Here is a 25,086-nt window from a genome sequence, read left to right as displayed (position 1 = left end):
ATATAGGACCCGAATTATAATATCCGCCCATCGACTACCCCCGCCCGATGAACGTCAGCATCGTCGGCAGCGGATATGTCGGCACGACTGTCGCGGCCTGTCTCGCCGACCTCGGACACGAGGTGACGACGGTAGACATCGACGAGGACATCGTCGACGCGATCAACGACGGCGACGCGCCGATCCACGAACCGGGACTTGACGAACTGGTCGCCGAGCACGGCGGCGAGCGCCTGCGGGCGACGACGGACTACGACGTGATTCGGGAGACGGACCTGACGATGCTCGCGCTCCCGACGCCGTCGAACGACGACGGCAGCATCGACCTGCAGTTCATGGAGGCCGGGGCGTCGTCGGTCGGCGAGGCGCTGGCCGGCGGTGACGACGACGGCCCGCACCTCGTCGTCACCAAGTCGACGGTCGTCCCGAACACGACAGAGGACCGACTGGCCGCCCGAATCGCGGAGGCCGGACTGGAGCGCGGCGAGGACTTCCTCGTCGCCTCGAACCCAGAGTTCCAGCGCGAGGGGACCGCCGTCGAGGACTTCCTGAACCCCGACAAGCTCGTCTTCGGGACGGACGACGAGCGCGCGACGGCGCTCTTACACGAACTCTACGAGCCGCTCCGTGAAGCCGCCGCCGGCGACGTGCCGGTCGTCGAAACCGGCATCCCGGAGGCGGAGATGATCAAGTACGCGAACAACACGTTCCTCGCGGCCAAGGTCAGCCTCATCAACGACATCGGGAACATCTGCAAGGAACTCTGCGTCGACGCTTACGAAGTGGCCGACGCCATCGGTCTCGACGACCGCATCGGCGAGCGGTTCCTCCGCAGCGGCGTCGGCTGGGGCGGCAGCTGCTTCCCGAAGGATACCGACGCCATCATCGCCGCGGCGCGCGACCTGGGGTACGACCCCGCGGTCCTCTCGGCGGCCGTCGAACTGAACGACGCCCAGCCCGAACGCCTGCTCTCGCTGCTCGACGACCACGTCGACGTGACCGGGAAGCGCGTCGCCGTCCTCGGCCTCGCGTTCAAGCCCGGGACGGACGACATCCGGAACACGCGGGCCGTCCCGGTCATCGAGGGCCTCCGCGAGCGGGGGGCCGAAATCGTCGCGTACGATCCCGTCGCGACCGAGAACATGCGCGAGCGCTACCCCGACATCGAGTACGCGGACTCCGCCGCGACGGCGCTAGACGGCGCGTCCGGAGCTGTCGTCGTCACAGACTGGGACGAGTTCGCGGCGCTCGACGCCGAGTTCGACGCGATGACCGAGCCGGTGGTCGTCGACGGCCGTCGCGTCGTCGAGCCTCGCGACGGGATCACCTACGAGGGGCTGACCTGGTAAGCTTGACTTCCTCACCGCGCTAAAGCGCGAGGATTCCTCCGGTGGGGATGTTGGCTATGCCGTACCCACGGAGGCAAATTTCCCGTCGCCGGTACTCCGGTTTGTGCGCTCCTCGTTGGGACTTTCCCTCTCGGGAGAGCCTGATAGCTCCGACCAACAGTGGCCGTCCCACTTGAGACGCACGGGCCGAGCCATCGACCCGACTTCGAGTTCGCCAGCCTGCTGTTCGAGGAACGTGCGAGACGCACAGAGGTCGGCATGGGCTTCGTGACCGCATGGACACCGGAACACGTCGCCGTCCCGGTCGGTGTTGTCCTGTTCACCGCACTCCGGGCACGTCCGGGTTGTGTCGGCCTCCGACCGAACTTCGACAGAGATTCCATACTCCTCAGCAGTACACGCCAATCGGTCGATGAACGCCCGGAACGCCCAGAAATGGTGCGTTTTCTCGTTCACCTCGGCGCACCAATGGGCTGAGAGAACATCCGTGAGGTTGCCCACAAACACCGTAGCGACACCCTCGGCGTACAGTCGTTCGGTCAGGTTCCGAACCAGCGCGTCCTGTGCGTGGTCGCGCCGTCGCGTCCGTTTGCGATACAGCCGCCGTATCCGCTGACTGCTGTATCGACCCTCTCGGAGTTTTGACTGCAAGCGGGCGATTTCCTCGGTCGTCTCGCGGAAGCGGGTGAACAGGTCCCGGCCTTCGTAGAGGTACTGCTGGCCGGTCGTGGTGGTACAGGCGACAAGATTGTTTGCGCCCACGTCCAGCGCGGCCTCTTCAGAGGCCAGTGGTGAATCCTGCCGAGAATCGGGTACGGTGACAGGCTGAAAGGCTCTGAACGTGTCGTCCATCTCGTCGTACTGTATCTCCAAGCGGCCCTGTTCGCCCCCCCATTTCGGAGCGCCGCAGACTTCCAGCCGCAAGCGGTCGTGATAGCCCAGCCCGTACTCGTCTTTCAGGGTTTGGCCGACTGGTATCTCGATTCGTGACCGCTCACCAGTTTCCAGCGTGTACAGGTCGTTTCGGATGAACGTGCGTAGCTCGCGACCATCCTCCTCGTTGCCCCAGTAGCCGGGTGGGGCGGTGTCATCGCCGTTCTCGCGGGCGGCGAAAAACGACCGCCACGCCGATTTGTTCTTCCGTATGACTTGCTGTGCGGTGGCGGAGCCGAGAACGCCGACGTACTGTTTGCGGTAGTCAGCAGTGTCCCACACGCTCTCACCGTCGAAGAATTGCTGGCGACGCTCGTAGTTTAACTCGTTCCACAGGCTGGCAGAGGCGTCCAACAGGTTCAGCAGTAGCCGCTCGTCGGCGTCGGATAGCGGACGTACCACGAAGGTGTTGGTTCGCCTCACGACGGTGGACATTTATAACTGTATGTCTATATGTCTTTTGGACACAGACGATGCGACCGAACATCAACATCTCGCACACGCTGAACGGGCGGGTGAAAGACTACGCCGAACAGCAGGATATGGGACTCGAAGAAGCCTACCAAGAAATCATAGAGAGGGGGCTTGAAACCGTGGAACATCCAGACAAGTCGTAGCATCGGGCTTGCGGCGGTGTGCTGTCGCTTGAACCCCGCCCTGAAGGGCGAGGCTTCCGCTAGCTATCCGTCAGACGGCACTTCGTTGTCGCCGGTCGAGGAGCGCCACCGCTCCGGCAATCAGGAGCGCCACGACGAGCACTCGCGGGTCCGAGGAGACGTAGAGGCTCGGCGTCGGTGGCCGCCAGTTCGTGAACGGGTAGAGGTACGCGCTCGCCCGTCCGTCGGCGTACACCCGCATCCCGTCGAGGACGAGCGAGGTCAGCCCCCCGAACGTCACGAGGCCGAACACGCGCGACCAGTGTCGTCGGTCGAACGCCATCGTAATGACGCCGCCGATCAGCAGGACGCCGCCGAGCGACGACAGCGGCGCGTACGTGAACGGGATGCCGAGCGCGGCTTCGACGGCGTTCGAGTCGAGGACGATGTTCAGCTTGACCATGTCGGGGATGGCGGCCCCGCCCATCCCGACGACGACCCACGTCCGGTCGAGCCAGTCGACTCGCCAGCTCGCGATCGTGAGGAGCACGTACGGGACAAGGAGATGGGTGAGCAGATCAGCCATCTCTCGCCTCCAGGGTCCAGGTATCGGTATCGGGACGCCAATACCGGAAGAATAGCATCAGGAATCCGAGCGCGCCGACGGCCGACGCGCCGTACTTGTACAGCTCGGCCCCGAAACTGCTGTTCACGACTTCCACGCGTTCGGCGGCGATCGTTCGATCGGGCCTGATCGTTCCGTACACCTGGACGACCCCGCCCGGTTCGACCGGGGCGGCCACTCCGGTGACGCGGAGGCGGAGCACGGAATTGGGGGTGTCGGCTTCGACCGTCATCTCCGTCCCGTCGACGGCGGCGACGGATCCGGTGACGAACGTCCGCTGGTCGACGTATCGGTCGTAGTCCGACTCCAGAGCTTCGGGGCCCGGGTACGGCCAGCGGTCGTCTCCGGTCACGTCCGCGTGGACCGCGAGCCCACCGAGTCCGGCGAGCAAGACGAGAGCGACGAGCGCGCGATACCGCGCCCTCACGGGTTCGCCCCCGCCGTCGTCCTCGCTGGCTGCTCCGCGTCCCGCCGCTGTGCGCTCTCGCCAATCCCGACAGTGCCCCCCTCGTAGACGGCCGCCTGCGACACGTCGACGCTCCTTCGTTCACCCTGGCCCGCCGTGGTGATCGTGTACGTGCCGGGGTTGGCGACGGTCACGGCGAACGTTCCGGTGGCGTTGGCCTCAGTCTGCCGAACGTACTCGAAGGACGTTCCCGAGACAGTCCGGTTCGTCGCCACCGTGACAGTCGTATTCGGCGCGGCCGTTCCCCGTATCGTCGCCCCGGGGACGACTGTGAAGGCCTTGTGCCGCCCCGAATCGCTGACGTAGAGGGCTTGATAGTGTTCCAGCCCAGAGACGTTTCCGCGCCGGCTTCCGTACGATTCGTAGAGCCGGCTGTACATCGTGGTCCGATCGCCGACGTCGAGGTCCCCCAGAACGACGTAGCCCACGTCGCCGTCAATTACGCCGTTGTAGGCGTCTCTCGGCGACCGCGAGGAGAGGAACTCGCCGTAGTTCACCTCGGCGTACCCGTAGCTCTCCGACTCTCCGTTGACGAAGTAGTTGTACATGCGGTTGCGCCCCCACCGACTGAGGACGTAGTCCTCCGGATAGTCGAGCTGGCGTTCCGTGGCGTCGTCCGCGATCGTACTCGCCGCCCCGTACGCGCCGTCGCTGATGGTCACCTGACTCGTCTTGATCGGGACCTGAACGATTCCTAGCGACCCGAACAGCAGGAACAACACGACGAGCGAGGCGACGGTCCTGGCGTCCGGGGCGCGCACGGCCAGTCGCTCTGTGGCCCCGTCTGTCACGGGGCGTGCGATGTCGACCCACGCTGCGACCCAGACGAACGTGTAGCCGGCGAACAGCGCGAGGAACACCGCCAGTTCGCCGACGAAGCGGACCTGCAGTACGGCCAGCCCGAACAGGAGCCAGCCGTAGCTGCCGACGACGAGCCAGCCCCGGTGTCCGTCCCGCGCCAGCTTGAGGCTCCAGGCCATCGCGGGGAGCGCCAGCGGGAGCGTTAGCCCGAGCAGGAACAGGAAACCGAACGCGTCGGAACTGAACAGCCCGTAGGTCTCCGCCACGCCGCCGGAGCGAAGCAGCGTCCCGAACCGGCCGCTGAACGCCGCCCACTGCTGAGGGAGCCCGAACCGGAAAGCCGCGACCGCGAGAACGCCGGCGACGACGTCGACCGCCGCCAACTGTCTGGCGGTTCCGCCCGCCCGCCGCAGGACTTCTTCGGCCGCGATCGCGGCGACGATTCCACCCGCGAGCAGTGCTGGTGCGACGACGACGGGGGTCGCCTGCCAGCCGGCGGCGAGGTGGACGAGTCCAATCACCGCCGCACCGAGGCCGACGCCCGCGAGCACCGGCCCGGTCGTGCGCATCGACGACCGCCTCGCGTCGATGTCGAGCAGCGTCTGTCCCAGCACGGCGAGTCCGATGGGGAGCAGCAAGAGAGGGCCGGCCTCCCAGGCGAGGACCTGCCCGGCGACGCCCACACCGAGCGCGCCCGCGCCGAGCCACGGCAGTGGTTCGCGGAGCGCGTCCCGATCTACGGCCGCAGTGAGTATCACTGCGAGCGAGAGCGCGGTGAGGCCCAGCCACGGGTAGTCGAAGGCGTGGTGGTCCGCGAAGCCGAGGCTCGTCCGGAACGCGTGGCCGGGGATGATCGCCAGAAAGAGGACGGACGCGAGCCCGACCCGGCGGTCGTTCGTCACCCGGAGCGCGAGCAGGTAGAGGAGTACTGCGGAGACGAGCGCGGAGACGACGGGGTACCACGCGAGGACGTGGCCGATCGCGACCTCGCTGCCGCCGAACAGGCTGGCGACCCACCAGAGCGTCGCGACCATGAGGGGCTCGCCTTTCGTCAGCCCTTCCGGCAGGACCGACAGCGCGCCCACGTCGGCGGCGTGGCTCGCCTCCGCCGCGACTTGCTCGACGTGGTATCGGTAGTAGTACGGGTCGTTCCCCGACAGCACGATGTCGCCGCCGCGGTAGATCGACCCGATCACGTACGTGCGAGCGAGGACGACGACAGCGAGAACGCCCGCGACCAGGGCCGCGGTGCGCGTGTCGATATCGAGACTGACCCCGTTGAGGATCGATTCGCCGTCGCGGTCTCTCCCGACGGTTTCGGCCGACGCGTCGCCGTCCAGGACTGCCCGAACGGCTTCGGGGTCGGCGAGTCGGTACCGGTCGTCGTCTTTCTCGACGATGCCCGCCGAGACGAGTTCCCCGAACCGCCCGGAGTCGACCGGCACGTCGTCGAACGTCCAGCCGTCCTGTTCGTCGTCGACAGGGAGAATCTCCCGCACGGCGGATTCGAGCTCGGGGCGGTCTTCGAGCGTTTCCAGCGCCCCGGGCTTGTCGCTCATGTATCGACTCTTTCCGGACGGGAGAATAAATCCATCGAGAGCGGTTCTCGCCGCAATCGTCGGCGAATCTCGAGAGGCTACTCCGCTTCCTCGGCGAACGCGTCCCGCACGGCCGACTCAACGTCGTGGACCGCCTCCCAGCCGAGCACGTCCGCCGCGCGACTGGTGTCGACGGGGAAGGAGTCGACGAGCGTCTCGTCGTCGCCCCGGGGGTTCTCCACGAGTTCGACGTCGGCGTCGATGTCGGCGACCTCGGCGGCGACGTCCCTGACCAGCTCGGCCACGGTGTGGACGCTCGGGTCCTCGTCGCTCGCGATCTCGTACTTCTCGACGCCGGTCTCGCCCGCGTCGAGTTGCTCCAGCAGGCGCTCGCAGCTGTCGACGTAGGCGCGGGCAACGTCCTTGACGTGGATGAAGTTCCGCGACTGCGTGCCGGGCTCGTAGACGGTCAGCGTCTCGCCGGCGAGCGCGCGGCGAACGAAGAAGTTGATGACGGTCCCCTTCGAGACCGACTGGCCGCCGACCTCGTGGCCGCCGTAGAGGTTCGAGATCATGAACTGGTGGGCCGGGAACGCGCCGTCGGCGTACGTTTCGATGGCTCGCTCGTTGAGCAGCTTCGTCCGCCCGTACCAGTTCAGCGGGTCGCGCGGGTGATCGACCGTGATGGGGAACTCCCGCGGGTCGCCGATGACGGCCATCGAGAACGGGAAGATCATCGCCGCGCCGGTCTTGCGACAGAACCAGGCGACGTGCTCCGTGCCCTGGACGTTCACCTCGTAGGCCAGGTCCTGCTTCTCCTCGCAGTCGTCGACGCCGGAGATGGCGGCGAGGTGCATCACCACGTCCGCGCCCGACAGGGTCGCTTCGAGGCGGTCGCGGTTCCGGAGGTCGACGTGGTCGACGTCCACGTCGCCGATGGACTGGACCGTTCCGCGGTAGAAGTTGTCGAAGGCGGTGATCTCCCAGTCGGGGTGGGCCTGCTGTAGCTCGGAGACGACGCGGCTGCCGATGTAGCCCGCTGCGCCGGTGACGGCGACGTGCGGAGAGTCGTGAGTCTCAGTCATTGGTTGCGGTGAATCTGTCTGCGAGGTCGCGGATGCCCTCGCGGAGCGTCCACTCGGTCTCGAATCCGGTGTCGCCGAGGCGGTCGAAGCTGACGTGGTAGGACGGGCCGGGGTGCTCGTCTTCGAGGTAGGTCACGTCGACCGGCGCGACCTCCTCGGCGACGACCTCGGCGATATCTGCGATCTGGTAGTTCCCGGCCGCCGAGCCGACGTTGTAGACGGGCTCGTCCCACGCCGCGGGATCACAAATCGCCTCGGCGTAGGCGCGGGCGGCGTCGCGGACGTGGACGAACGGTCGCCAGTTCGATCCGTCGCCGTACACCGTCAGCGGCCGACCTGTCAGCGCGCGGAAGACGAAGTAGTTCACGACGAGATTGAAGCGGATGCCCGGCGAGTGGCCGAAGTTCGTGGCCATCCGGAGCGCCGTCCCGGTCATGTCGAACTCGTCGCAGTACTCGGACAGCAGCGTCTCTGACTCCAGTTTCGTCTCCGCGTAGGGGTTGATCGGATCCGGGTCGACCGTCTCGTCGATGTCGGTGCTGGTCGCGCGGCCGTAGACGTTACACGACGAGGCGAAGACGACGTGGTCGACGCCGAGCTTGCCCGCCGCCGTCAGGACGTTCTCCGTCCCGTCGTAGTTGATGGCGAACGTCTCCTCGCGGCGGTCGTGGGTGCTCGACGCGCCCGTGATGGCGGCGAGGTGAATGACGCGGTCGACGCCGCGCATGGCGCTCTCCACGTCGCCGTACTCGCGCACGTCGCCACGGCGGAATTCGAGGCCGTCGCCGAGGGTTCCGAGCAGCGCGCGCGGCGACCCGGTCGAGAGGTCGTCGAAGACGACGACGCTGTCGACGCGGTCGTCCGCGCGCAGCAGCGGGACCAGCGCGCTGCCGATGTAGCCACAGGCACCGGTGACCAGAACGTCCACGGCTCAGTCCTCGCTGAGAACGCCCGGCAGGAAGCGGTCCTCGTGGGCCTCGATGGTGTCGCCGTAGCGCGTCAGCGTCTCGAAGATGTCGTGGACGCCGTCCTCGAAGGACTGGGACTGCTCTCCGATGAGGTCCGCGTAGCGGTCGTTCTCGATCTCCATCTTGTGGGTCTCGTCTTCGTCGCGGGGGTTCTCGAAGTGCTCGACGGCGACGTCGAGGTCGAACTCGCTCCCCACGTCGGCGATGGTCTCCGCGATCTCGACGATGCTGATGGCCCGCGTGACCTGGTTGTAGACCGTCAGCCCGTCCGGTCGGTCGTCGGGGTCGGCCAGCGCGACCTCGGCTAGCCCCTCGACGGTGTCTTCCAGGGAGATGAACGGCTTGCGCTGTTCGCCCTTGCCGTAGACGGTGACGGGGTAGCCCGCGACGGCCTGCGCGCAGAACCGGTGCGTGACGGTCCCGAAGTAGTAGTCGAAGTCGAAGCGGGTCTTGAGGCGGTCGTCGGCGCGGGTCTCCTCGGTCTCCGTCCCGTAGACGATGGCCGTGCGCACGTCCGAGACCGGGATGTCGAACTGCTTGTGGGCCAGTCGCATGTTGGCCGCGTCGTGAGACTTCGTGAGGTGGTACCAGCTGCCGGCCATCGCCGGGAACGGCACGTCGTCGCGCTCGCCCTGGTTCTCCATCGTCGCGCCGCCCTCGGGGATGGGGAACTCCGGTGCGCCGTAGACGCCCGTCGTCGTCGTCTCGACGAAGTGGGTGTCCGTGAGGTCGTGCTCTTCGAGGCCCCACAGGAGGTTCCGCGTCGCCTGGAGGTTGTTGTGCTGGGTGTAGTTGGCCCGCTCGCCGTTGATCTGGGAGTACGGCGCAGAGGGCTGGGCGGCGGTGTGGACGACCACGTCGGGCTCGTGGACCGACAGCAGTTCGTCGACGAAGGACTTCTCGACCAGGTCGCCCTCGACGAACGAGAGGTTCGTCAGGCCGTGGACCTCGCGGGCCGCCTCCAGCCGCGCGTCGATGCTCGCGACCGGCGTCGCGCTCGTCGCGCCGACCTCCTCGACCCACTCCCGTCGCGCGAAGTTGTCGACGAGCAGCACGCGGTCGTCCGTTCGGTCAGCGATGCGCAGGGCGGCCGGCCACCCGACGTAGCCGTCGCCGCCTGTGATGAGGATGGTCATAGTTACTCAGATAGTGAGTAACTGCAGTCCGTAATCAATCTTCTGGTCAACGGCCTGTGAGATCTCTAGCAGTGACTCTGCGGTATCGAACACCGGGCCGTCCAAAAACGAGATTCTCGTCCGCTACTCGCCGATGTCGAACCGCTCGAAGTACTCCGTGACGTACCGGTTCGCCCCCTCGGGCGGGGCCGTGACGACCTGGGTCGCGTCGTGTTGCTCGTCCAGCGTGACGGACTGGTCGCCCTCGGGTTCGACTCGGTAGACGACGGGGATCGTGTGGCGGGTGTCGACGCCGTCGACGGCCGACGCCTCCCAGAAGTGCTCGCTGACGCCGAGTCGCTCGACCGCCACGGGGTCGAGCCCCAGTTCCTCGCGCGCGATTCGATGTGCCGCGTCTTCCAGTCGCTCGCCCTTGAACAGCCGACTGCCCGGCCAGAACCACTCGCCTTTCGCCGGTTCCTTCTGGCGTCGCGTCAGCAAGATGCCGCCCTCGTACTCGACCACGAGGTCGACGCAGGGCTGGGGCATGTTGTCGAGACAGGTCGCGAACGTCTCCGGCGGGATGAACTCGTCGTGGACCCTCATGAACTGTGTGTCGGCGGGGGGACGGGAAACCGCTCCGCTTCCGGCCGTTTCGCAACCGTTAAAACTAACCGCGTTCTCTGTCCTGTTGCTATCGCACGGGCCGGTGGGGTAGCCTGGTATCCTTCGGCCTTCGGGTGGCCGTAACCGCGATTCGAATTCGCGCCGGCCCATTTTCACTCCACTTCGCAACGACGAGCGGTAGCGAGGAGTCCGTAGTGAGTTTGTAAATCACGCCGCGCCCGGGCCGACAGTGGCGAGTCGCTGACCGACGGCGGGGGACGGTGTGACGGGGGCGCGACGGAACTACGCGATACTACTCGACCACCACAGTCTCGCCGCACGCAGGGCAGAGCGGGTTGTTCTGTGGACGTTCAATGTCTGACTGTTCCCCGGTCCATCCACAAATCGGGCACTGGATTGGGTCGGACACAGGACACTGGGGCCGTCCGACGCCGGGGCAAAAAGCGTGGCGTCGGGGCTGCTCACTCAGGGGATGCCGACGAGTAAGGCCGATGCGCTCGCCCAGTCGAAGGCGATCGGGACGGCCGTCGAGACGCTATTGATCGACACGCGCGCCGCGGCCGCCAACGAGGACGACCACTTCGACGCCGTCGCGGCCGGCCTGTTCGGGCCCTCGCCGACGGCGCACGGTTCGTGGTGCTTCAAGGGGCGCGAAGCCGGCCAGTTTGTCGAACTAACCATTTCTCTGTGGCGATTGCTCCATCTATGGATGGAGTCGCAACCCAGGAGTGTAGAACGTTTGAAAACACCACAGGTGAAACCTGTGATGTTCAAACCAGCTTGCAAGATACAGAGCACGTATTCAGTAAGGGTGGCCCAGTTGATGCGGGTGCAAGTACGCAATTTCGTCGTCCCGTAGTTTGACGGTGACGTTTGCTGAAGCCCTACGTGATGGTCGATCCTGTAACCGACCCGTTCGTTGAGGTTCTCTTCCATCTCTTCGTCGGTGTTGGACTCGGCGCTCTGATCGGGTTAGAACGAGAGCAAAGCGAGTCTGGTGGGACGTTCGCCGGGAGTCGTACCTTCCCCCTGTTTGCACTCTATGGAGCGCTTGTCGCGGCATTTTTCCCGACGAGTATTTCTCTCGCCATCGGTGTACTCGTCGTCCCGCTTACCGTCGCATACGCCGGGAAAATCTGGTACGAACAGGATATCGGTCTGACGACGCTGATAGCTGCACTTCTCACTGCACTACTGGGAGCGACGGCGATGCATTCGGACACCGGCGCGGTTGTCGCGATCATCGTCGGCGGTGTCATCACGGTGCTCCTTTCGGTCAAGGATCCGATCCACGAGTTCGCCGACCAGATCGAAGAAACTGAACGCCGCGCTTCCGTGAAATTCATCGTCGTTGTCCTCGTCGTTCTACCGGCGCTTCCAAACCACTCACTCGACGTTCTCTATGGGCTCAATCCTCGATTTATTTGGTTGATGGTGGCGTTCGTCACCGGACTCGGGTTCGTCGCCTACGTGCTCGCGCAATTCCTCAGCCCGGAACGGAGCATCGCGGTAACCGGAATCATCGGCGGATTCGTCTCCTCGACAGCGACCACGGTTTCGATGGCAGAGAAGACAGTGCAGAATGAGCGACTGTATCACGTCTGCGCCTTTGCGGTCGTCACTGCGTCCATCGTGATGTTCCCGCGAGCGCTCATCGAAGTTGCGGTCATCAACCCGGATCTATTCCTTAGTGCAGCCGTCCCACTGGGAGCGATGACTCTCGTGGGAGTCGTTGCTGCTGGAACGCTGTACTGGCGGACGACAACCGACGAGACAATCGAACCCAACGAACTGAATAACCCCTTTCGACTTCGGCCAGCACTCCTCTTCGGTACGATCTTCGCGGTCGTACTGCTCATCTCTGAATACGCACACGAATGGCTCGGCACATCAGGTGTGTATGCCACGGCGTTCCTCTCTGGGTTGGCAGACGTAGATGCGATGACTATTACGTTGAGTAAACTCGCAGCCGAGGGTACAATTTCGACGGAAGTGGCAACCACGGGAATCGTCATCGCGGCCATCGCAAACACGATCGTCAAGGCGGCGTTGGCGTGGCTCTTGGGCACTGACCGCCTCGGACGACGTGTCACCATCGTACTCGGCCTCGTTGTCGTGAGTGGTCTCCTTCTCCTCGCAATCTAGCCATTACGATCGAGCGCTGGAGACAAATCCTCACACGACTGTGCTGTAAACATCCTCGAAATTCAGCAGCCAGATTCTAATACAATTCTGATATTCACAAAATAATCTATGTCTAATACGTATGTCTACCACTATATCGGCCGGTAGCGAGGTGACAAAGGACTAATAGGCCACCGAAATTACGTGTCAAGTGGTATGTTACCACTTCAACAAGGTGTACTTGACCCCCAGCAGTATGTCCCACCACTGATCAGTGCGATTACGACGGTGGTGCTGTTCATCGTGGTGTTCATCGTCATCTATCTCCTCGGGAAATACTTCATCACCCAGGTGGTGGAAGCCGGCCTCACACGACGGGACTTCGATGACGCGCTCGTCGGGCTGGCCGTCAGCACTACCATCGTGATTACCGCCGTGGTGGCAGTCGCACTCGCCGCTACCATTGCCGGGTTCGGCGTCGTCCTTGCTGCCTTCGCCACCCTCGCTGGTGCCCTCGCCCTCGCTGTGGGCTTCGCCGCCCAAGACCTCATCGCCAACTTTGTCGCCGGCGTGTTCATCATCCAGGATGAACCCTTCAAGACTGGCGACTGGGTCGAATGGAATGGGAACGGCGGGGTGGTCCGGGAAATCCAACTGCGGGTAACCAAGCTGGACACCTTCGATAACCAGTTGGTGACCGTCCCAAATAGCGATCTCGCCAACGCGGCGGTGATCAATAATGTAGCGAACGACCAGCGACGCGTGTCCGTTGGCTTTGGGATCGGCTACGACGATGATATCGAACAGGCACGGGACGCAATCACCGAGGAGGGCACAGACATCGAGGGGGTGCTCGAAGATCCCGAACCCTCCGCCCCTGTCACGGAACTGGGGGATTCGGCTGTCGTGCTTCAAGGTCGGGTCTGGATTGACCCGACCGCGAGCAGCTACGGAGCTATCCGTTCCCAGTTCGTCGAAGCCGTGAAGGAACGATTCGACGCCGAGGACATCGACATGCCCTACCCCAACACCGAACTCTCCGGCGGCATCAAACTCACCAACGCCAGCGACATCACGCAAGCAACCAGCGATTGAACAACTTCCCATCAAGCCTGAGCGAACGAACCTGGGCGTCTTGGATCCACGGTCAAGTGATGTATTCTATCAGGCGCACACACGGGCGATGCGTGCGGAGGATGTGTTCGGCGACGTGGGGATTGACAGCCAGATTGCCCTCGAAACGCTAGCCGAACCCGACCCAGATGTCATTCTCCGGACGGATGGGATGACCTCTGGAGCGAACTGGACCGAGATCAAGTCCGAACTCCAAGCGGATCCAGTAGCAAGTGAGATCACGGCTGTCGAAAACGGACGAATCCACCCCTCGCCGTTCGATTCGGCGGCCCCATCATGAACCTCGTCCAACTTGAGATGGCCGCGAAAGCGCTCTACCCCGAGCAGTTTGGCGCATGGCCGACCTACGAGGGCGGCGCGTACCCAGATTCCCGGACGAAGGGCAGTTGTTCGACCGTCAGCACCTCGCAGATGACATCAACGGCGAGTTCTGACTGAGAACCGCGTCTCGACTCTCACAGTTCGATACACAGAGTTACCCCTCGGCGCGTCCAGTTCCGCCGGTGTGAAACACAGCCCAGTGGTTTGCTGGATCCATCTGTATCAGTCACGCCGTTACTGACAGAGACCGAGTTGTCCGCGAAACCCTTGCTGCAGAGAGGGGATTCACTTATCGGTGCAGACAGCGTATCGTTCACAATGCCCGAAGATGTCCTGTTCAAATCGGAAAGCAATCAGAGCCGAGAAGAGATCGCAGCATACCTTCGGAAAGTCGCAGATAATCTCGACAACGGAACCGCTATCAGTCTGAAAGCGGGCTCCGAATCTGTCACACTGAATCCCCCTGCCCGGCCAACCTTCGAGGTCAAAGCTGAACGCGAAGGTCCGGCTGGCAATATGACTGAGTTGAGTGTCGAGTTCGAACTCGAATGGGACGAGAACGCCGATGGGGAGGCCAGCGGAAGTGGTCAGCTAGAAATCGAGTAGTCACTTCGTACAGCTGTCTGTCGGCTGTTACACAACTCACAGTATGCGGAAGGTGCCATCAGACGTGCAAGCCAGTCCGAAACAGATCGGTAGATGGTCACTCTGCTCGATGCTGGCGCGGGTGAAATCGCCTCGAACCGCGGCCTAATTTAAGACCCAGAAGCGATAGTTGAGATAGGCGGCGAACGAGACCCAGAGAAGATACGGTACGAGGAGGAGTGTCGCCCGTCGATCAACGCGGTCGAAGGCCCACATCGTTGTGACGATGAGCAGCCACAGGAGTCCGATCACTGCCAGCCCCAATCCGAGATCCTGCAGTCCGAAGAAGACTGCCGACCAGCCCAAATTGAAGACGAAGTGTACCACGAATACGCCAAGAGCGATCCAGGCCTCGCGGGGCGAAGACTCGATTTGTCGCCAGACGAGCCATAGTGCGACTCCGATGAGTGCGAACAGAGTGGTCCAGACGGGGCCGAATACCCAGTTCGGTGGAGCGACCATCGGCCGCTGAAGGGTACCGTACCACGTGCTGAGACTTTGCGCCGTGAAGACTGATCCGGAAGCTCCAACGACCTCGACGGTCAGGATAGCGACTGCGAGGGCGATGGCGGGGCGGTCGCGTGGAAATCGGCGGAATCGAGCCGCGAGTGATACCATGTGTACGGATTGAGTCCATTGGTCCAAAGCGTTGTACGTTGAATCCGGATTCCGGTCACCCATCTCACAGGGAAACTCTCTATCCCCGGCGAGAGGCCGATCGCTGTTCTGTTGCCGCACGTATTCGCTATATTCAGCACGTGGGCTGCTACGCTTACACCCTGTACTGATCAAATAGCGGCTTGTCTGAGAAATCGTCAGCACGGGACATTTTATCAGGGACCACTCATATCGCACCCACAATGTTGTGGATGTGCAGCAGATGCCGAACTATTCATTCGCAAAACCCGCCGGAATGCCGACACTGTGGTCATCGCATTTTTGACTCGATGCAGCCCAGCGATTACGAACGGGAATCTGACGAGGAAGCGCCGTGCTTCAGCGCGGGGATGAATCCGACAGTAGATGACACAACCACCGTCGATAGCACGGCCTGATATTCCAACAGATATTTACAATATAGAATATAATTACAAATGTAATGGTCACAGTGACTGTCACTGCGAAATTCCATAACCCATCTCTCTCACGGCGGAAAGAGTGGCAACAGGCTACTCGGCTCTACCGTGACACCAAGCAGTTCTGTATCGACGGATGGGAAAACGGTGACTTCGATAAATCTGTGACCACAGCCAGCATCGACAACGGACTCTACTCGGCTATTCAGAACCAAGCCATCCGTGAGGCCAAATCCGACCACAGTAAAGATGGAGCGGTTCGCTACCGAGAGAGTCAGCCCTTCGCCGTCAATAATCAGAATTGGGAACTCGACACGACGGAGAACGGCACAGTCGTCGTCGGCTTCCCAAGCGTCTCCCAATGGTGGTACACTCCGATAGAGGTGTACGACGACATTGCCGACCCCGTAGACCGACTCGTCGAAGGAGACGCCGACAAGACCCGGCTACAGGTGTACCGTCGCGGAGACGACTGGTACTGTACGTTCAATATCGAATACGATGCCGTCACGTCGGGTGAAACACCCATCGGTGTCGATATTGGTGAACGCCACATACTCGCTGCGACAGCCTACGGCGAAGACGAGTCGATGCTGGTCTCTGGTGGTGAGGCGAAATACGTTCGGCGCAAATATCGTTCCCTACGCGAGTCGCTTTCAGAGGCGGGTGCGCTTCGCGCACGCAACCGTGTGGGTGACAAAGAACAGCGTCGAATCACAGATCTGAATCACAAACTCTCCCGTCGCCTCATCACGTTCGCGGAACAGTTCGAGAACCCTATCATTCGGATGGAAGACCTCAAAGGCATCCGCGAAGACAGTTCATGGTCAGGCGTTCACTCGTGGCATTTCCACCAGCTCCAGCAGTTCATCACGTACAAGGCCGAACGTGCTGGTATCCGCGTCGAGAAGGTCGATGCATACCACACCAGTCAGGAGTGTTCGGCGTGTGGTTCGACAGGGGCTCGTGATGGTGCCCACTTTTTATGTTCGGAGTGTGGTCGTGGACGCCACGCCGATCTGAATGCATCGGAAAATCTCGCTCAACGGGAGGGAGACCCATGCACGGCGTAACAGTTCGGCTGACGCGAACCGTGCTGCCTCGCTGGTTGAATAGCCAGCCGTCGTTGACGCTTGCTGTATGTAGGGAGGAAGGCCCCTTTGACAGGGCTGTACGCGCTGCAAAGCACGTCCATGGTCACAACTGGACGGCGACCTTTGACGTTCCACGCGAAAGCGTCTTTGAGAACCGAGGAAACGCGCAACCTGAATATCCCCTTCGGGGAATCCTCGCGCTTTAGCGCGGGGAGGATGTCAAATCCGTGATGCCCCACCAATCTCTCTCGCCACACCCGAATCTCGTCCACGCGCTCCGGTCGCTGGTCACGGCTGGATTCGGTCGCTGTAGTCGGACGTATCGTAGCGGCAGAATCAGCGTTCCCTTCCCGCGTTCGAGGTTCGCACCGGCCCACTACGACAACCCCCTTTCGCAGATTTCCTGCCGGTTATAGTAACAATTGAAGCGATGTACACACCGACCGCACTGCTGTCGTGCGATCGGGTGTGCAGTGACTTTCAATGGCTGCTATAACCGACCTCGACTAGCGTTGTCCATCCCCTGGGGACGGGTGAGGGTCGCGACGGGCCGGCAGTGCCGATGCGGATCGTTCGGTGGCCGGCGTTCACGTTCGAGACTGTGACATCCGATACGCTCGTCGACCGGTCTGAGGGGTTTACTATCAAATGACTTTATGAGACTGGATGTTCGACTATCGGCCCTGTATGCGCACACCCCCGTTCGAATCTGCCGGTGCGGTACCGTCTCGAGACTGCGTTCGGTCAGTGGGTGACTGATGACGGAGTCCGACTCCCCGATAGCATCCTCGTCCGTCCTTCTGGCGGGAACGACAGACTGGCTCGCGCGACTCGCCGAGCGGATCGAATCGCACGCCGACGCGACGGCACGCACCGCCGAAACCGCAACGGAGGCCATCGACGCGGTCACCGACGGCCCGGTCGACTGCGTCGTCACGGCACTCGCGGTCGGCGAGACGACCGGTATCGAACTCGCCGAGCGGATCCGAACGGAAGCGCCGTCGGTACCGGTACTACTCGGAACTGCAGACGGGAACGAAACCGTCGCCAGCGACGCAACCGCGGCCGGGGTCTCCGACTACGTCGTCGTCGATGATCCACCCGAGCAGGCGGTCGACACCGTCCTGCGTCGGCTGGAACGCGCACTCGACGCCGCGCAGCAGGAGCGGGTCAAACACCGCCGGGCACGACAGTTCGACGCGGTCTTCCGTGACACGCAAACGGCGACGTGGGTGCTCGACCCCGACGGGACCCTCGTACGGGTGAACCAGACGGCCTGCGAGATGATCGACGGAGACGCCGAGTCGGTGCTCGGTGAGCCGTTCTGGTCGCTCCCGTGGTGGTCACAGACGGAGTCGACTCAGCAGGAGATTCGCCAGCTCGTCGCCGAGACGCAGGACGGGACGTCCGGTAGCAGCGTTATCTTCGACCCGACGAACGGCGGTTCGGAGCGAGTGATAGATCTCTCCGTTCGGTCCGTCGAAGACGAGCACGGCGAGCTAACGTCGATCGTCGTCAGAGGCGTCGAGATTACGGAACGGGTTTCGCTCGAACGCGACCTCCGGCGGTCCGAGGAACTCCATCGAGTCACGCTCAACAACATGACCGATACCGTCCTCATCACGGACGAGGACGGCGAGTACACGTACGTCTGTCCCAACGTCCACTTCATCTTCGGATACACGGCAGACGAGATTCGCACCCGGGAAACGATCGACGACCTCCTTGGAGAGGACCTCTTCGACCGCGACGAGCTCGCCGAGACGGGGAGCCTCAAGAACATCGAGTGTACGGCGACCGACAAGGCCGGTCGCGAACACACGCTCCTGGTCAACGTCCGCGAAGTGGACATCCAGGGCGGCAAGCTCCTCTATAGCTGCCGAGACATCACGAAACGCAAACAGCGCGAGGAGGCCCTCGCGACGCTTCAGGAACTGGCCCGCGGGTTCCTCTACGCGGGCACGCACGACGAGATCGCACAGCACATCGTCGAGGACTCACCGAGCGTCCTCGACCTGGACGCGACGGCGGTCTATCTGTTCGACGCCGACACTAACGAGCTTCGCCCCGCAACTCACTCACAAGCGATGCGGAGTCTCCACGGTCCGCTACCGAGGGTCCACGCCGACGGTGAAACGCTGCCCGGGTACGGGTTCATCGAGGGGCGGACGCTGTTTTTCGACGACGTCCACGAGGCCGAGCGGCTCGACAACCGGGCCACCGATCTCAGAAGCGCGGGCTACATCCCGCTTGGCGACCACGGAGTCTTCGTCGTCGGATCCTCGACGGTCGCCGCGTTCGACGACGTGACCCGCGAACTCGCAGACCTCCTCGCGGCGACCGCCGAGGCGGCCCTCGATCGCGTCACACGGGAATCCCGGCTCCGCGAGCAGGACAGACAACTCCAAACGCAAAACGAACAGCTCTCCGCACTGAACCGCATCAACGAGACGATCAGGGCGATCGACAGGGCGATCGTTCAGGCGGAGACGCGCGACGAAATCGACCACGCCGCCAGCGAACTGCTGGCCAGCGATGACCGGTTCAGCTTCGCCTGGGTCGGCCGCGTCGACACGGCGACCGACACGCTCGAACCGCGGGCGTGGGCGGGAGACGAGCAGGGATATCTGGACAGTCGGGAGTTCGCCGTCGACGCGTCGGGCACCGAACCGGCGGGAAGAACCGCGGCGACCGGCGAGGTGACGATGGTTCCAAACGTCGCGACCGATCTCCGTGAGGACTCGTGGCGAGGGGGCGCGCTCACCCGTGACTTCCTGTCCGTACTGAGCATTCCGCTCGAATACAACGATCTCAGCCACGGCGTCTTGACCGTCTACGCCGACACCCGTGATGCATTCGACGAGACTGCCCGCGCCGTACTGGCCGAACTCGGGGAGACGATCGCCTCTGCGCTGAGTGCTATCGAGCGGAAAAACGCCCTCCTCACGACGTCGGTGACGCGCGTCGCGTTCGAGATCGACGATCGATCCTTTATCCTGTCCCGTCTCGCCCGGGACGCCGACTGTACGCTCTCGTATCAGGGCGGGATGCAGCACACGACCGACGGGAGCTACGTGTTCGTCACCGTCGACGACGCGCCTATCGAGGCCGTGGAGTCCGCCGCGGCCGAGCTAGCTGGGATCGACGACGTACAACCGATCAGCGATGCAAGCGGCGGCGGTGTCCTTCGACTGGGCCTCACTCGGCCGTTTCTCGCCCTGGAACTGGCGGATCACGGTGCCGTCTTCCGGGAGGCGACCGCCGACGGGACGTCGGCGACGCTCACCATCGACGTCCCGGACAGCATCGAGGTCAGAAACATCACGCGGTTGGTCGACGAGGCGTTCTCCGGTGTCGACCTCCGGAGCAAGCGGACGCTCGATCAGGCCGCGGAGACCGACATCTACGAACGCTTTCTCTCGGCGCTCACCGACCGCCAGCTGGAAGTCGTTCAGACGGCCTACTACAGCGGCTTCTTCGAGTCGCCGCGAGAGAACACCGGCGAAGAGGTCGCGTCCATGCTCGACATTTCTCCGCCGGCGTTCTATCAGCACGTCCGGACGGTGCAACGGAAACTGTTCACGACACTCTTCGAGGAGCGGAATCCCTCGGTCACCGCATCGAGATAGGGGTTACATAGTAAACCAGGCCGCCCCATCCTACTTCGCTGTTAAACTCCTCCGTATTCCCTCATTCCGTTCGACGCCTCAATCGAGTGCTGCGGCCGTCGACAGGCACTCGTCAACATACTATGAGAGACGTTACGCAACCACTCGACGAGAAGTCGCCGTACGAGTGTTTCGAGTGCGGGACCGTCGTCGTTTCGGCGGACAACCCGGATTCGTGTCCCAGCTGTGGCGGCGAGATGCGAAACCGAATGACGCCGATCGAGTGACGATGTCACTCGCCGGTCGCCGCCATCTGGACCCATGACAGACCACCAAAGTCGCCTGGAACGGACGAGAGGCGTCCGGTACGTCGCAGATCCGACGTCGATTCCGGTCTTCCGGTCCGTCGAGCGGATCTGGCACTTCCCCAGTGGCGACGTCCTCCTCACACTCGCGGAGCGTCGTGATTGTCTCCTCCCGAACGTCGACCGCGTCGACGTTCGAGCGAGCGAGATAGAGTGGGTCGGCAGTGCCGTGGCACTCAGCACGGACACCGCCGTTCGTGTAACGGAACAGCAGGGGAGATCAATAATAAAAGAATTTGATAGGAAAATAGAGATCTAACTCCAATAGTCGGAAAAATAGTCTTTTAGCCCCTCTATTAGAGATTTCTACGCGGAAATTTCTGTCGAATCTTTGAATGAAATGGGTAGATTTTGGTATCTCTATTCCGCTGGTCGATATATGTCCGACGTCAATCCGTACCAGAGCTTGCGGACACAGCTCGACGACGCGGCCGAGTACCTGGACGTGTCTGATGGACAACTCGAACGGCTCAAAAACCCCGAGCGGATCCTGGAGGCGAACCTCTCGGTCGAGATGGACGACGGGTCCATCGAGGTGTTCCGCGCGTACCGGTCGCAGTTCAACGGCGATCGAGGCCCCTACAAAGGCGGCATTCGGTACCACCCGCAAGTGAGTCGCGACGAGGTCAAAGCGCTCTCCGGGTGGATGGCCTACAAGACGGCGACGAGTGATATCCCCCTCGGCGGGGGGAAAGGGGGCATCGTCATCGACCCGAGCGACTACTCCCGGAGCGAACTCGAACGGATCACACGCGCCTATGCGAAGGAACTGACACCGCTCATCGGCGTCGACCGCGACGTTCCCGCGCCCGACGTCAACACGGGCCAGCGCGAGATGAACTGGATCAAGGACACCTACGAGACCCTCGAAAATACGACCGAACCCGGCGTGATAACCGGGAAAGACCTTTCGAGCGGCGGAAGCCAGGGCCGTGTCGAGGCGACGGGCCGTTCGACCGTCGTCGCGGCCCGCGAGGCGTTCGATTACCTCGGTACGGACCTCGAAGGCGCGAGCGCCGCTGTCCAGGGCTACGGTAACGCCGGCTGGATCGCGGCGCGCCTCCTCCACGAGATGGGTGCCGATGTGGTCGCCGTTTCGGACTCCAGCGGGGGCGTCTACGACGGTGACGGTCTCGATCCCGTCGCGGTCAAAGAGTTCAAAGGCGAAACCGGCAGCGTCGTCGGGTACCCCGACGCCGGCGACGAACTCACGAACGACGAACTGCTGACGCTCGACGTCGACCTGCTGGTCCCGGCGGCGCTCGAAAACGCCATCGACGAGTCGCTGGCACACGAGATCTCGGCCGACGTCGTCTCCGAGGCCGCGAACGGTCCGATCACTCCCGCGGCGGACGAGGTCCTCAGTGACGCGGACGTTCTCGTCGTCCCGGACATCCTCGCGAACGCCGGCGGCGTCATCGTCTCGTACTTCGAGTGGGTGCAAAACCGGCAGCGCTTCTACTGGTCCGAGGAGCGCGTCAACGAGGAACTCGACGCGACGATCGTCGAGCAGTTCTGGAACCTCGTCGACGCTTACGAGGAGCGGGCGCTCCCGTCGTTCCGTACCGCCGCGTACGTGGTCGCGCTCGAGCGCGTCATCGACGCCGGCGAACAGGCCGGGACGTGGCCCTAACACGGGGCTCTTGGACCGTCCCACGTTCGCGGACCGATGTCGTTCTCTCGACGCCGCCCTCGCGTCCGTCGTCACGACGATGGACGTAAGCCCTCGCGGGGTCGAGTCCGGATATGCGCCAGTTCGTCATCATCGGCCACGACGCGCCGACGACGCCGGAGTTCTCGCTCGACGACCTCGCCGGCGCGGCCGGTCGGCTCGACGTGCTCTGTCGGTGCGTCACCAGCGCGTTCTTCCTGAGCCACGCGATCCGCGAGGACGTCCGCGTCCACGCGGTCCTTCGTGACGAGTACACCGTCTCCTTCGAGGGGAGCGACCTCCGCCGGCTGAACCCGGACGAGCGCTCGACGGCGGCGCTGATCCGGAACGCGCTCGACGAACGCGAGGAGGCCATCGGACACATCCCCGTGGAGACGTCGCCGGGCGTCTCGTTGACCAGACGGGGGTTCGATGGGACGCTCGACGACGTCGCCCGCCGCGGCACCGTCGTCCAGCTGCACGAGGACGGCGACCCGGTGGTCGACGTCGAGCCCCCCTCTGACCCCGTGTTCGTGCTCTCGGACCACGGCGACTTCCGGGAGAGCGAGGCCGACCTGCTGGCCGACCACGCCGAGCAGCGCGTCTCGCTCGGCCCCGAGCGACTCCACGCCGACCACGCGATCACGGTCGCGCACAACTACCTCGACACCGAGGGGTTCGAGCGGTACTGACCTGCCCGCGCGCCGTGGTCGACCGTGCCGGCGGCTGCCAGAAGGGTTTTGCCACGCGATTCGCTGGATGGTGTATGAACGAATCGGACCGGAACGAAGGGGGCCGTCTCGCCGCTCGGGAGTCGACCAGCGCGGCGACGCGTCCCCGACAGCGATGAGCGGCGGCGACTCGCTCTCCCGGCGCACGCTCTTGCAGACGGTCGCCGGAGCCGGGGCGGCCTCCCTGGCCGGCTGTTCGGCGCTGGAGGGAGAGCCCGACGGGACGGCGACGCCGGTCGACGGCGACCGGGCGCGCGCACTCGCCGAGCGGTTCGCGCCGACGCTGTACTTCGACCGTCGGGAGCCGTGGTTCCCGACCGACCCGCGACCGTACGCGAGCGAGCGCGACGGCGAAACGATCGTCGACGGCTTCGACGCGTTCGACGGCTACCACGAGCGCGCCACCGCGGACGCGCCGCCGGATCCGACGGTGTTCTACCACGCGGTCGAGTACGCGGACTCGCCGCTCGCCGTCGTCCAGTTCTGGTGTTACTCGGCGTTCGACCAGTTCACGACGAACTTCCACTGGCACGACTGGGAGGTCCTGCACGTGTTCGTCGACACCGGTGGAGCGGCTGGTGACAGCGAGACCGCGGACGCGTCCGCCGCGGACCCGCAACTGTACGTCGCCAGTTCGCACTCTCGGAAAGTCCCGAACAACGAGTTCCTCGACCCCGACCCGGAGATGGTCCCGCGCATCCTCTCTGAACTCGGGTCGCACTCCAGCGCGCTGTCGGTCAACGACGTACCGGACCGGTTCAGCCGGCTGCCCGAGGGCGATCGGCTGGCCGACATCACGAACAGCGCCATCGAGACCATCGAGGACATCGCTGAGATTCCGGTCGCGTACGGGCTCCCGCGCGACGAGGGCTCGCGGCTCCCCTACCTCGTACCGGAGTACGAGGGCGCGCCGCTGTACGAACACGACCGCCTCCCGTCCGTCAGTCACGAGGACCTCGTCCCCGAGGCGCTGACGGTGCGCTCGTTCGACAGCCTCGCCGCGCCGCCGTCGTCGCTGCCGACGCGGGAGACCGGCCTGGTCTTCCAGCACGCCGGGCGCGACGACCCCGACGCCGACATCGAATACGACCTCGTGCCGACGAGCGAACTCGAGCACATCGCGGACTTCACGGGGCCGCAACTGAGCTTCGAGTTCGCGGTCCCGTCGGTCGCCGAGGACGCCGTCGCGGGCCACATCACGACCACGGGCGCGCCGTGGGACCAGCCCCGGTACGAGAACCCGGCCGCGGATGTCACGGAGCCGAACCACCGCGCCGCGCTGGCCGAGCGCTACGACGCCATCGGCGCGCCGGCCGCGGTGCGAACCGTCGTCGCGAGTCTCTCGGAAGCCGTCTCGAACGACGACGCGCCGGACGGTGAGGGGGTGACGACCGAGGACACGGCCGTCGAGTCGGTCGCGCTGCTGGAGAGCGACCCCGAGGCCGTTCCGACCTTCTCGGGGCTCGCCGTCGTCCGGGACGTGCCAGCCGGCGAGCACCGGCTCACCGTCAACGGGGCCGGCGTCGCGCCCCACAGCGAGACGGTGTCGGTCCCGGAAGCGGCCGACGGCGGCCCGACGCTGGCGGGCGTCGAGGGCGAGATTCCGCTCGTACCACGCGAGAACGCGCGCAAGCTGGAAGTCGATCCACGCGACGCCGACAGCGACCTCACTGACCTCGCCGTCGAAGACGACTTCGCGGGGCGACTGTACGACGCGCCGCTCTCGGGACCGGACGCGGTGTACGTCCACGCCGGTGGAGCCTACACGGCGGCGGTCCGGGACAGCGACGACGAGATCGGGGCGTACCGGGTGAACCCCGACCCCGCGGCCGACGCGGCGGCACGGATCGACGATCCACGAACGGGGAAGGCGTCGCTCGCTTCGTTCCTCGCCGACATCGCAGAAGAGACGCGCGCGGCGGTCGCCGCACAGGCGGCCGAGACGACCGACAGTGGCGGCTCGACGAACGCGATCACCGGGCTCGAACGGGCGCTCGGAGCGGTCGTGGAGGCGGCACGGCGGGCGACCGAGCGGGCCGAATCGGGCGACCGCGCCAACGCAGACCGACAGCTCCAGGCCGTCGCCGACCGACTCCAGCGGGTCGCGACGCGACTCGACGAGGCGAGCGACGACCTGTCCGACCCGCTCTCGCGCGCCGCCGAGAAGCGCCTCGAACAGGCCAACCGGCGAACCGAGCAAGCGCGGAACGCGGACAAGCTGTAGCGCGCCGCGC

The 25,086-nt window shown here is 64.1% G+C and carries 23 protein-coding genes and 1 tRNA gene; 15 read left to right on the top strand and 9 right to left on the bottom strand.

Features of this window, described 5'->3' with window-relative positions; translation table 11 throughout:
* Positions 1-47: 47 nt before the first annotated feature.
* Positions 48-1,349, top strand: coding sequence for a UDP-glucose 6-dehydrogenase AglM (aglM, locus tag GM656_RS03620; RefSeq protein ID WP_162412277.1), 1,302 nt, complete (start codon positions 48-50; stop codon positions 1,347-1,349).
* 54 nt (positions 1,350-1,403) lie between these two features.
* On the opposite strand, the gene GM656_RS03615 is transcribed toward aglM, so the two are convergent.
* Positions 1,404-2,717, bottom strand: a complete 1,314-nt coding sequence (locus GM656_RS03615) for an RNA-guided endonuclease InsQ/TnpB family protein (RefSeq protein WP_174242927.1) — start codon at positions 2,715-2,717, stop codon at positions 1,404-1,406.
* 38 nt (positions 2,718-2,755) lie between these two features.
* On the opposite strand from GM656_RS03615, the gene GM656_RS03610 reads away from it, so the two are divergent.
* Positions 2,756-2,899: a hypothetical protein gene (locus tag GM656_RS03610; protein ID WP_162412276.1), complete on the top strand. Its 144-nt coding sequence runs from the start codon at positions 2,756-2,758 to the stop codon at positions 2,897-2,899.
* A 70-nt stretch (positions 2,900-2,969) separates the two neighbouring features.
* Here the strand turns inward: GM656_RS03610 and GM656_RS03605 are convergent, their stop codons facing one another.
* The 7 genes from GM656_RS03605 to GM656_RS03575 form a co-directional block, all read right to left on the bottom strand.
* A complete protein-coding gene (locus GM656_RS03605) occupies positions 2,970-3,464 on the bottom strand; it encodes a hypothetical protein (RefSeq protein WP_162412275.1) in 495 nt (164 codons plus the stop codon).
* On the bottom strand, positions 3,457-3,930 hold the full coding sequence (locus tag GM656_RS03600) for a hypothetical protein (RefSeq protein WP_162412274.1): 474 nt from the start codon (positions 3,928-3,930) through the stop codon (positions 3,457-3,459). The genes GM656_RS03605 and GM656_RS03600 overlap by 8 nt, the downstream gene beginning before the upstream one ends.
* Positions 3,927-6,329: an STT3 domain-containing protein gene (locus GM656_RS03595; protein WP_162412273.1), complete on the bottom strand. Its 2,403-nt coding sequence runs from the start codon at positions 6,327-6,329 to the stop codon at positions 3,927-3,929. Before GM656_RS03595 ends, GM656_RS03600 begins: the two co-directional genes overlap by 4 nt.
* A 77-nt stretch (positions 6,330-6,406) precedes the next feature.
* Entirely contained in the window at positions 6,407-7,393 is a 987-nt protein-coding gene (locus GM656_RS03590; protein ID WP_162412272.1) for an NAD-dependent epimerase/dehydratase family protein, read from the bottom strand.
* Positions 7,386-8,321, bottom strand: a complete 936-nt coding sequence (locus tag GM656_RS03585; RefSeq protein WP_162412271.1) for an NAD-dependent epimerase/dehydratase family protein — start codon at positions 8,319-8,321, stop codon at positions 7,386-7,388. Before GM656_RS03585 ends, GM656_RS03590 begins: the two co-directional genes overlap by 8 nt.
* A gap of 3 nt (positions 8,322-8,324) precedes the next feature.
* A complete protein-coding gene (locus tag GM656_RS03580; RefSeq protein ID WP_162412270.1) occupies positions 8,325-9,497 on the bottom strand; it encodes an NAD-dependent epimerase/dehydratase family protein in 1,173 nt (390 codons plus the stop codon).
* 123 nt (positions 9,498-9,620) lie between these two features.
* Positions 9,621-10,082 carry an NUDIX domain-containing protein gene (locus GM656_RS03575; protein ID WP_162412269.1) on the bottom strand — a complete coding sequence of 154 codons (462 nt, stop codon included), beginning with the start codon at positions 10,080-10,082 and terminating at the stop codon, positions 9,621-9,623.
* A 97-nt stretch (positions 10,083-10,179) separates the two neighbouring features.
* Here GM656_RS03575 and GM656_RS03570 point away from each other — a divergent pair.
* The 6 genes from GM656_RS03570 to GM656_RS03545 all read left to right on the top strand — a co-directional run bounded on the left by GM656_RS03570 (position 10,180) and on the right by GM656_RS03545 (position 14,288).
* Positions 10,180-10,252: transfer RNA gene (locus GM656_RS03570), tRNA-Pro, on the top strand.
* 296 nt (positions 10,253-10,548) lie between these two features.
* On the top strand, positions 10,549-10,962 hold the full coding sequence (locus GM656_RS03565; protein ID WP_162412268.1) for a hypothetical protein: 414 nt from the start codon (positions 10,549-10,551) through the stop codon (positions 10,960-10,962).
* A 32-nt stretch (positions 10,963-10,994) separates the two neighbouring features.
* Complete coding sequence (locus tag GM656_RS03560; RefSeq protein WP_162412548.1) at positions 10,995-12,248, top strand: MgtC/SapB family protein; 1,254 nt, start codon at positions 10,995-10,997, stop codon at positions 12,246-12,248.
* Between the two features lie 195 nt (positions 12,249-12,443).
* Positions 12,444-13,322, top strand: a complete 879-nt coding sequence (locus GM656_RS03555) for a mechanosensitive ion channel family protein (RefSeq protein WP_162412267.1) — start codon at positions 12,444-12,446, stop codon at positions 13,320-13,322.
* A gap of 88 nt (positions 13,323-13,410) precedes the next feature.
* A complete protein-coding gene (locus tag GM656_RS03550; RefSeq protein WP_162412266.1) occupies positions 13,411-13,641 on the top strand; it encodes a substrate-binding domain-containing protein in 231 nt (76 codons plus the stop codon).
* 359 nt (positions 13,642-14,000) lie between these two features.
* Positions 14,001-14,288, top strand: coding sequence for an amphi-Trp domain-containing protein (locus GM656_RS03545; RefSeq protein ID WP_162412265.1), 288 nt, complete (start codon positions 14,001-14,003; stop codon positions 14,286-14,288).
* A gap of 144 nt (positions 14,289-14,432) precedes the next feature.
* Here the strand turns inward: GM656_RS03545 and GM656_RS03540 are convergent, their stop codons facing one another.
* Positions 14,433-14,945, bottom strand: coding sequence for a TspO/MBR family protein (locus GM656_RS03540; protein WP_162412264.1), 513 nt, complete (start codon positions 14,943-14,945; stop codon positions 14,433-14,435).
* A gap of 481 nt (positions 14,946-15,426) precedes the next feature.
* Between GM656_RS03540 and GM656_RS03535 the strand changes: the two genes are divergently transcribed.
* The 7 genes from GM656_RS03535 to GM656_RS03505 all read left to right on the top strand — a co-directional run bounded on the left by GM656_RS03535 (position 15,427) and on the right by GM656_RS03505 (position 25,076).
* Positions 15,427-16,476 carry an RNA-guided endonuclease TnpB family protein gene (locus tag GM656_RS03535; protein WP_162412263.1) on the top strand — a complete coding sequence of 350 codons (1,050 nt, stop codon included), beginning with the start codon at positions 15,427-15,429 and terminating at the stop codon, positions 16,474-16,476.
* 779 nt (positions 16,477-17,255) lie between these two features.
* Positions 17,256-20,126: a bacterio-opsin activator domain-containing protein gene (locus tag GM656_RS03530; RefSeq protein WP_162412262.1), complete on the top strand. Its 2,871-nt coding sequence runs from the start codon at positions 17,256-17,258 to the stop codon at positions 20,124-20,126.
* A 122-nt stretch (positions 20,127-20,248) separates the two neighbouring features.
* A complete protein-coding gene (locus tag GM656_RS03525; protein WP_162412261.1) occupies positions 20,249-20,392 on the top strand; it encodes a rubrerythrin-like domain-containing protein in 144 nt (47 codons plus the stop codon).
* Between the two features lie 34 nt (positions 20,393-20,426).
* Positions 20,427-20,729 (top strand): hypothetical protein, encoded by a 303-nt coding sequence (locus GM656_RS03520; protein ID WP_162412260.1) that lies wholly within the window; start codon positions 20,427-20,429, stop codon positions 20,727-20,729.
* 120 nt (positions 20,730-20,849) lie between these two features.
* The gene (locus GM656_RS03515) at positions 20,850-22,103 is read left to right on the top strand and encodes a Glu/Leu/Phe/Val family dehydrogenase (protein WP_162412259.1); all 1,254 of its coding nucleotides are present in this window, start codon (positions 20,850-20,852) and stop codon (positions 22,101-22,103) included.
* 113 nt (positions 22,104-22,216) lie between these two features.
* Positions 22,217-22,813 carry a tRNA (pseudouridine(54)-N(1))-methyltransferase TrmY gene (gene trmY, locus GM656_RS03510; protein ID WP_162412258.1) on the top strand — a complete coding sequence of 199 codons (597 nt, stop codon included), beginning with the start codon at positions 22,217-22,219 and terminating at the stop codon, positions 22,811-22,813.
* Positions 22,814-22,967: 154 nt separating this feature from the next.
* Entirely contained in the window at positions 22,968-25,076 is a 2,109-nt protein-coding gene (locus tag GM656_RS03505) for a hypothetical protein (protein ID WP_162412257.1), read from the top strand.
* Positions 25,077-25,086: the final 10 nt, after the last annotated feature.

The organism is Haloarcula salina (genome assembly GCF_010119195.1).
GTDB lineage: Archaea > Halobacteriota > Halobacteria > Halobacteriales > Haloarculaceae > Haloarcula > Haloarcula salina.
This window is presented reverse-complemented; position numbering and strand designations above follow the sequence as displayed.